The 8,539-nt window shown below is 43.4% G+C and carries 8 protein-coding genes; 3 read left to right on the forward strand and 5 right to left on the reverse strand.

Translation table 11 applies throughout. The features are described from left to right. Window positions 1-48: 48 nt before the first annotated feature. Window positions 49-2,160, forward strand: a complete 2,112-nt coding sequence (locus ACLL8Z_RS08630; RefSeq protein WP_411274370.1) for a PQQ-binding-like beta-propeller repeat protein — start codon at window positions 49-51, stop codon at window positions 2,158-2,160. Here ACLL8Z_RS08630 and ACLL8Z_RS08635 read toward each other — a convergent pair. From ACLL8Z_RS08635 to ACLL8Z_RS08650, 4 genes are all read right to left on the reverse strand, one after another. Continuing rightward, window positions 2,157-2,708 carry an NUDIX hydrolase gene (locus ACLL8Z_RS08635; RefSeq protein WP_411274371.1) on the reverse strand — a complete coding sequence of 184 codons (552 nt, stop codon included), beginning with the start codon at window positions 2,706-2,708 and terminating at the stop codon, window positions 2,157-2,159. The two genes, ACLL8Z_RS08630 and ACLL8Z_RS08635, sit on opposite strands and share 4 nt — an antisense overlap. 137 nt (window positions 2,709-2,845) lie before the next feature. Further along, window positions 2,846-3,640, reverse strand: a complete 795-nt coding sequence (locus tag ACLL8Z_RS08640) for a TPM domain-containing protein (RefSeq protein WP_411274372.1) — start codon at window positions 3,638-3,640, stop codon at window positions 2,846-2,848. 31 nt (window positions 3,641-3,671) lie between these two features. After that, window positions 3,672-4,106, reverse strand: a complete 435-nt coding sequence (locus ACLL8Z_RS08645; RefSeq protein ID WP_411274373.1) for a TPM domain-containing protein — start codon at window positions 4,104-4,106, stop codon at window positions 3,672-3,674. 65 nt (window positions 4,107-4,171) lie between these two features. Beyond that, complete coding sequence (locus ACLL8Z_RS08650) at window positions 4,172-4,750, reverse strand: LemA family protein (RefSeq protein WP_411274374.1); 579 nt, start codon at window positions 4,748-4,750, stop codon at window positions 4,172-4,174. Between the two features lie 179 nt (window positions 4,751-4,929). Here ACLL8Z_RS08650 and ACLL8Z_RS08655 point away from each other — a divergent pair, with 179 nt between their 5' ends. After that, entirely contained in the window at window positions 4,930-6,477 is a 1,548-nt protein-coding gene (locus ACLL8Z_RS08655; protein ID WP_411274375.1) for an NAD(P)/FAD-dependent oxidoreductase, read from the forward strand. A 64-nt stretch (window positions 6,478-6,541) separates the two neighbouring features. Then, the gene (locus tag ACLL8Z_RS08660) at window positions 6,542-6,901 is read left to right on the forward strand and encodes a CoA-binding protein (RefSeq protein ID WP_411274376.1); all 360 of its coding nucleotides are present in this window, start codon (window positions 6,542-6,544) and stop codon (window positions 6,899-6,901) included. 26 nt (window positions 6,902-6,927) lie between these two features. Here ACLL8Z_RS08660 and ACLL8Z_RS08665 read toward each other — a convergent pair whose 3' ends face one another. Beyond that, a complete protein-coding gene (locus ACLL8Z_RS08665) occupies window positions 6,928-8,295 on the reverse strand; it encodes a methyltransferase RsmF C-terminal domain-like protein (RefSeq protein ID WP_411274377.1) in 1,368 nt (455 codons plus the stop codon). Window positions 8,296-8,539 lie beyond the last annotated feature (244 nt).

The following is an 8,539-nucleotide window of genomic DNA, read 5'->3' on the forward strand; positions in this document are numbered from 1 at the left end:
GTGAAAGCAATCCAATCTAAATTTTTGGTTTTATTATTCCTAACAGGCATGATATTTAATTCCTGCTCTGGTTCTGGATATAATGATTACTCTGCCTGGGCCAGTTATGGCGGGACCAAAGACGCTAACCGATATTCATCAATTGATCAGATCAATTTAGATAATATTGCACATTTAAAAGAGGCCTGGGTTTTTAATACTGGTGATAAAGACACAGCTAACCGAAGTGAGATGCAGTGCAATCCCATTGTGATCGATGGGATATTATATGTAACAAGTTCAAAGTTGAAGCTGTTTGCCCTGGATGCTGCTACAGGAAAGCAAAAATGGGCTTTTGATCCCAATACTAATCCTGATGAGAAAATCGGATTTGGAATAAGCCGTGGCCTGATGTATTGGGAAGATAAAAATGGAACTGACAGGCGGATATTTTATGGCGTTGCTTCGAAACTTTATGCAGTAAATGCAGCAAACGGGAATCCGGTTAAAGAGTTTGGTATTAAGGGGTCGATTGAATTGAAAGAGGGGCTTGATATTCCCGATTCACAGGATGGCTCCCTGATCCTGAAAACCCCGGGGGTAATTTTCAAGGATTTGCTCATTGTGGGAATGAGCCTTTCTGAAGATGCAGATGCTTTGCCCGGGCATGTCAGGGCATTTGACGTGAGAACAGGAAAACGTAAATGGATATTTCATACCATTCCTCAACCCGGTGAATTTGGATATGAGAGTTGGGAAGATAAGGACGCCTGGAAAAACATTGGAGGGGCAAATAATTGGACCGGTATGTCACTTGATGAAGAACGTGGGGTAGTTTATGTACCCACCGGTACAGCATCTCCAGACTTTTATGGTGGTACCCGCAAAGGCACAAATCTTTTCGCCAATAGTGTAATTGCACTTGACGCTGCAAGCGGAAAGTATATCTGGCATTACCAGGTGGTTCATCATGATCTTTGGGACCGTGATCTTCCCGCTGCTCCTAACCTGATTACTGTGAATCACAATGGCAGGAAGATAGACGCTCTGGCACAAATTACGAAACAGGGGTATGTTTACCTGCTTGACCGCACAAATGGTAAGCCTGTTTTCCCCATACCGGAAGTGCTGGTACCTCAGGAAGCCTTAGCGGGCGAGAAACCATGGCCAACACAGCCAATACCCACACTCCCAGAGTCTTTTTCAAGGCAGAAATACGGGCCTGAAGATGTAAGTGATCTTAGTCCTGAAACTCATAAGGAATTAATGGAAAGATATATTCAGATCAAAAACAGCGCACAGTTTAGCCCTCCAAGTAAAGAGGGTAACTGGATTTTTCCTGATTTTGGCGGGGGTGGTGAATGGGGAGGTGCTGCGGTTGATATGGAAACAAAAATTCTCTATGTCAATAGTAATGAAGTCCCTTCAACCCAGGTAATGCTTGATGCCCCTCAAACTGAAGGAACAGGTATCACTCCCGGGCGGGGAGTTTATAATAAATATTGCATTAGCTGCCATGGTGCTGAATTGAAGGGTAGTGGAATTGAATATCCTTCCTTAGTGAATCTAAATAAGAAGTATAATGTGTTGCAGATTAGTCAGATAATTCAGCAGGGCCGGAACAGAATGCCTTCATTTAAGCATGTCCCTGAACCGGAGAGAATAAATTTGGCTGCCTACTTAAGCGGGACGGAAGCTATTTTCAAACAACAAAATACTGTTGCAGCGCCCAAGCTTAACAAGAACAGTCAGATTCCCTACATCATGAAAGGCTACGACCGGTTTGTGGACAAGGATGGTTATCCAGGCATCAAACCACCCTGGGGGACTCTGAATGCCGTGGATTTGAACAGCGGAAAACTGTTGTGGAAAGTGCCATTGGGTGAATATGCGGAATTGATTAAAAGAGGATTACCTATTACTGGTTCTCGCAATTATGGGGGACCGGTAGTTACAAAGGGAGGCCTGGTATTTATAGCGGCAACTCCGGATGAAAAGATCAGGGCATTTGACAAGAATACAGGAAGAATGGTTTGGGATTCAAAACTACCTGCAGCAGGCTTTGCAAGTCCGGCAACTTATATGATCGATGGAAAGCAATTTTTGGTTATCGCTTGCGGCGGAGGTAAACTTGGGGCAAAATCTGGAGACAGTTATGTCGCTTTTGCCTTGCCTGATTAGGAGATTAAGCCGAGTTTAATAAGGGCATAAAATACGCCACTGGTATGTAGAGCCTGACCAAGCTTGTTATTCAGAGTTAATTCTTTAAGCTCTGCAAGGCTCACTAACTCAATGATAATTTCCTCTCCGCGATCTAGTTTCTGGTCTGATGTCCGTATTCCTCCAGTCGCCAGAAAGCAATGCGTTTTATTGGTCGCAGTTGCGGGGTTGGCGTATAGTGATGAGAGAAATTCGAGTTTTTCAAATTCGTAACCGGTTTCCTCAAGAAGCTCCCTTCGGGCTGCCTGTTCAGGACTTTCACCATCTTCTATAACTCCGCCGGGAAGTTCGAGAACCTCTTCCCCTGCGGCATGCCTATACTGTCTGACGAGAATAACCTGCATGTCTTCCGTCAATGCGATCACATTTACCCAATCAGGATATTCTAAAACATAATAATCTGGAATCATTGTCCCATCCGGCATCCGGCAGGTATCTACTCTTAAAGTAGCCCATGGCGCCCGAACAAGGTACTTTGAGGAGATTTTCTCCCAATCGAGAATACTCATTTATATGCGATTTTTGAGCTATGCTCTAGTAGTTCTATATGTTTTTACTCACTTTACCACTCTTACCTTTCAACCGTCTAAAATCAACCATTACCTGACCACTTCCACCTTTCCACTACCGACTGCGCACTTAACAATTACCACGATCCGCTAGCTCCACCACCACCAAAACTTCCGCCCCCAAAACCCCCGAAGCCTCCGCCGCCGCCGCCACCAAAGCCACCACCTCCGCCAGAAAACCCGCCGAATCCACCGCCACTTCCTCTTCCGAGTTGCGATCCAAGTAACATCCACCAGAATGGGCTTGCGCTACCACGGCCGCCGATAACCTGGCTTCCGCCACCGCCGCCGCCACGCTTTATGGCCATAATAATAATAATGATGAAAATGACTATAAAAGGTACCATTGAGCCGCCTGTCTTTTTACCTTGCTTTGGAGTGTCGTTCTTGTATTCACCCTTGGTATAAGAGATAATTGCATCAGTGCCCTGGCTAATACCAGCATAATAATCTCCCGATCTGAAATTCGGAGTAATTTCGTTTTCAATAATGCGCCTTGCAATGGCATCAGGTAAAGATCCCTCCACGCCGTAACCGGTTTGGATACTCACCTTACGGTCGCCGAGAGAAATTAAAAGCATTACCCCATTATTGTTTTTATCTCCCCCGACTCCCCAGCTTTCCGCAAGCCTTTGAGTATAGTCAGTTACATCATATCCATCAAGGGACTTCACCATTACAACTGCTATCTGCGTTGAAGTTGAATCGTTAAATGCAACTAATTTTTGTTCAAGCTGGTTGGCTTGACCCTCTGAAAGGGTTTGAGTATAATCATTCACCAGGCGATTGGGTTTCGCTGGAAAAGTCTGTGCAAATCCGATTGCACTAAATAATAACAGCAGTGTGGTAAAAAGGGTATTCTTAAATTTCATTTCAAACTTCTGTTGAATTAGTTAATACCCACTATTTGCCATCCATAAAAGAGATGTCATTAGGTAATTCGTTGACATCACTATCGTGATATGGGAAAAAGGTTTGAAGCTGTTCCCCTGCAAGTCTAACGCCGGTAATAATTCCGCCTGCCAGGTCCTGATTTTTAAAATGCCCAAGCATCGCTTCCTTAGTGCTGTTCCAGAAATCATGAGGGACAAGACGGTTTATACCTGAATCTCCAATGATAGCAAACTGGTGGTCGTCTGTAGCAACATAAATCAGCACTCCATTCCTCTTGGCAGTTTTATGCATATCTAGTTTCTTAAAGTAATTTGCAGCTCTATCCAGAACAGCTTCACCACATTTTTTCTCAAGACAAATTCGGATCTCTCCAGATGTAAACCTTTCAGCAGATTCAACTGCCTCACTAATGAGCTGTTGCTCTTGTTCACTTAGAATTCCCATGGCCTAAATATGAATCGCCGGAAACGATTCCAGCGAACAATGTATTTTATTGAATATAGCAACTATTAAAATTCGACTTTTGGAGCAGCGCTGGCGCCTGCGTCCGCTTTGAAATATCCTTTTTGTTTAAAGCCAAACATACCTGCAGTAAGGTTATTGGGAAATGTGCGAATCTTTGAATTGTAAGTCTGAGTTACCTCATTGAATTTCTGACGTTCCACAGTAATGCGGTTTTCAGAACCTTCAAGCTGAGATTGTAATTCCAAAAAATTCTGATTGGCCTTTAATTCCGGATAAGCTTCAACTGTTGCCAGTAAACGTCCCAAAGACTGTCCAAGTTGTCCCTGGGCAGCTTGAAATTGTGCAATGCTCTCCGGAGTAAGGTTCGTGGGATCTACCTGGATAGAACTTGCCTTAGCGCGCGCCTCAGTCACATCAGTAAGAGTCTTCTGCTCAAAATTAGCAGCACCTTTTACAGAAGCAACTAAATTAGGGATTAGGTCTGCACGACGTTGATAAACGTTTTCAACCTGCGCCCACTGTTGGGTTACCTGCTCATCAAGCTGAACCATACTATTATAACCGCATGAGCTAAGAGACAATACTGCAAAAAATCCAAGGACTGTAAATATTAATTTTTTCATCTTTTTATAGTTTTGTTTTTTAATGGTGATGAAGCTATCATGATCTTATGTTCATTTCGTTGTGTGAACGGTAAGATCATGATGGTTTCATGTTTCTGAGTTTAATTTCTAAATCTACACCATAGGAATCAATTTTCATACCTTTGTTACACCTCCGGGATAATACCTGGCAAATAATTATGATAAAAGAAATTGAAGTGGTACTCCTGCCAGAAGATGCTGCTGATGAAAAATCAATCAGGGCCGCGGCTATCATGGCTTTAAATGTGCCGCCTGAGCGGGTGAATCAAATTGAAGTTATTAAAAGATCGATTGATGCCCGCGGTAGAAAAGTGGTTTACCGCATAAAGATTATTGCTTTTATAGATGAAGAACGGGTACCTGAAATTTTTACCGTTAATTACCAAAATGTCAGCGACAAAAAGCCGGTTTTAATTATTGGGGCTGGTCCAGCAGGTCTGTTTGCTGCGGTGAGATGTATTGAACTGGGCCTAAAGCCGATCATCATCGAACGGGGAAAGGATGTTAAACAAAGAAGGAGAGACCTTGCTCTAATTAATAAAGAAGGTATAGTTAATCCTGATTCAAATTATTGCCACGGAGAAGGCGGAGCCGGAACATACTCCGACGGGAAACTTTACACCCGTTCGAATAAGCGCGGGGATATACAATATGTGCTAAAAGCTTTGGTGGCGCATGGTGCAACTGAACATATTTTAATCGACGCCCGTCCGCACATTGGCACAAACAAACTTCCTGGAATCATCACTTCCATCCGCGACAGTATACTCAACGCAGGTGGTGAGGTTCATTTTGATAGCCGTGTAACCGACCTTATAATCTCTGATGGCAAACTCACCGGAGTTAACTGTGCTGATAAATCCTTTAAGGGTAAGTCAGTGATTCTCGCAACCGGACATTCTGCCCGTGATATTTATTATCTTCTTCGTAAACATGGTATCAGCCTGGAAGCAAAACCATTTGCGCTGGGTGTTAGAATTGAGCATCCTCAATCGATCATAGATCAGGCGCAATATCATTGTGAAGTTCGCAGTGAATATCTACCGCCTTCTTATTACAGCCTGGTAGATCAGGTTGAGAATAGGGGAGTCTTTTCATTTTGTATGTGCCCAGGTGGGATTATTGCACCCTGTTCCACAGAACAGAATGAAATTGTTGTTAATGGCTGGTCACCGTCAAAGCGAAATAACCCATTTGCTAACTCGGGAACCGTTGTGCAAATTAACCTAGCGGATGTCCCGGGCTCTGCGGATAATCCTTTCCGCCTACTTGAGTTCCAGGCCAACATTGAAAAACAGGCCTTCCTTGCAGGCGGAGGCCGCTTGGTTGCCCCAGCACAGCGAATGATTGATTTCGTAAATAATAAATTATCCTCTGACCTGCCCGCAAATTCGTACATCCCCGGAACTAAGAGTGCTGACCTTCGGGACGTTCTGCCAGATTTTATACATCATCGGCTTCAAAAAGCATTGCCAAACTTTGGACGTAAAATGAAAGGCTACTTCACCAATGAAGCTATTTTGGTAGGAGTAGAGTCGCGGACATCATCACCAGTTAGAATTCCACGGGATAAAGAAACCCTTCAGTATACGGGAATGCCAGGACTATTTCCTTGCGGGGAAGGAGCGGGCTATGCCGGCGGAATCGTATCGGCAGCAATTGATGGCATGAACTGTGCTGAAGCAGTATGCAAATACATCCATTGATTTGGGGTGACAGATTAAGAATCGAGACAGCCGCATTTTAAACAGATAAGGGACAGAGTATATTATGAAGAAGACATTAATTATAGGCGCAACAGATAATCCATCGAGGTACGCGAATCTGGCTGCCAACAGGCTTGTGGCACTTGGACACACGATTGTTAATATAGGCATAAAATCGGGAGAGGCTGCGGGGGTGCCCATTGAACCGGCGGGAGAGACATTGAAAGATATAGATACCATTACCTTGTATGTTGGTCCTCAGACCCAGCCTCTATATTATGATTATATTATTAAGTCTCAGCCTAAACGCATCATCTTCAATCCCGGAACGGAAAATGCCGAGTTGGAAGAGCTGGCAGAAAAGAATGGTATTGAAACTTTAGAGGCTTGTACGCTGGTAATGCTTTCAACAGGTCAGTACTAAAATAAGAGGAGTGTCAAGGTGGTGTTTTAACTAATACTCTGATTTACTATCCGCATTTCCTTTGGAAAATAATTATTCATACGGTTGTCCAGCATCTTTGCCCATCCGAGCGTGTGGCTCTGATAACATATCAGAACCCATCCGCGATGTTGGGTCTCCAATTTGAGTTCATCCCGCTTAAGGTAGGATATAGCTTGTTCACGAGTCAGATCTATTCTTGGGATGCTGTTGTTTAGTATAAGGCTCATCGCGAGTTCATGATTTGGAACCAAATCCTTTCCCATTACTTTTCCAACCCGGATGCCCGATTTCTTGAGGTAAAGGGCTGATTGCAGGTATTGCAGATCCGCTTCGTGTTTCTTATTAATTGCAAATAATTCGTCGTAGAGGTTTAATATGCTTATATCCTCAGAAGTTCTCAGCCATTTATTTATTGTTTCCCCGGTTTTTTGATTCGCTTTTACTTCCTTGGCCCTTCTTATCTGCGCTTCTGTTTCATGTTCGTTTTTACGGAAGCAGGCTATAAAAAAGCCTTCACCTTTCACCTTATGCGGATAAAAACGATAACCATAGGCTTTGTGCTTATCAGACAGCGTCTCTTCGATGCCCCAGTTCTCATCCAGCGGTATTTGTACTGCCGATACATCGAAAGTGTCGCAGAGCCAATCTGAAATATTTTCGTTTTCCAGCTTTGAGTATGAGCAGGTAGAATAGATCAGCGCCCCGTTTTGCTTCAACGATGGATAAATGTCAGCAAGTATCCGCTGCTGCCTCTGACTGCAAAGTAATACTGCTCCTTCCGACCACTCATTGATGGCTGCAGGGTCTTTTCTGAACATTCCGGAACCTGAACATGGGGCATCTACGACGATCGTATCAAAATAAGCACCCAGGCGTTTGAAGTCACTGGGGTCATTATTGCTTACAAATGAATTTGCCGGACCCCATTTGGTAAGATTGTCAGCGAGCACAGGCACGCGTGTTTTAATGATTTCGTTAGATAGCAGAAGGCTGTCCTTATTTATTAAGGAGCTTATCAGGGTGCTTTTCCCGCCAGGCGCAGCGCAAAGATCCAAAACTTTAGCTGCCTCAGAGAGATCAGTTGAATGTTTTAGTACCTGCTCAAGAAACATTGAAGAAGCTTCCTGTACATAATAGCAGCCTGCGTGGAATAAAGGGTCGGCAGTAAAAGCCGGACGCTCTTCCAAATATCGGCCGGAACTGCACCAGGGTACAGGTTTTTCATTCTGGAATAGATCAGTAGGTTTAAAAGGATTCAGTCTAACAGATGTTAACTGTTCACCACTTTCGTGGGATTTTATAAAGTCTTCTTCTTCAATATTATGATTTTCAATTAAAGATCTTAAAAAGGCGGATGGGAGAATGTTGCTCATACTTGGTTTAACGTTTTACGGGTTACGTTATACGTTTTGGTAAAGATATTTAAAATGTGAGAGCGAGAGGCTTGATAAATTTTAATGGGCTTATAACAATTTATTAAATAACCTTGATTTTTCATTCCGTATAATTTTTTCCTGCTTCTTTTCCAGCGACTTAGAATACAAACAAAAATTAAAAGCCGTTATATCTTGCAGGGGAAAGTGAATAGTGTTACCTTTGCAACCCGCAACGAAGGAG

Source organism: Daejeonella sp. (genome assembly GCF_046590655.1).
Classification (GTDB): domain Bacteria; phylum Bacteroidota; class Bacteroidia; order Sphingobacteriales; family Sphingobacteriaceae; genus Daejeonella.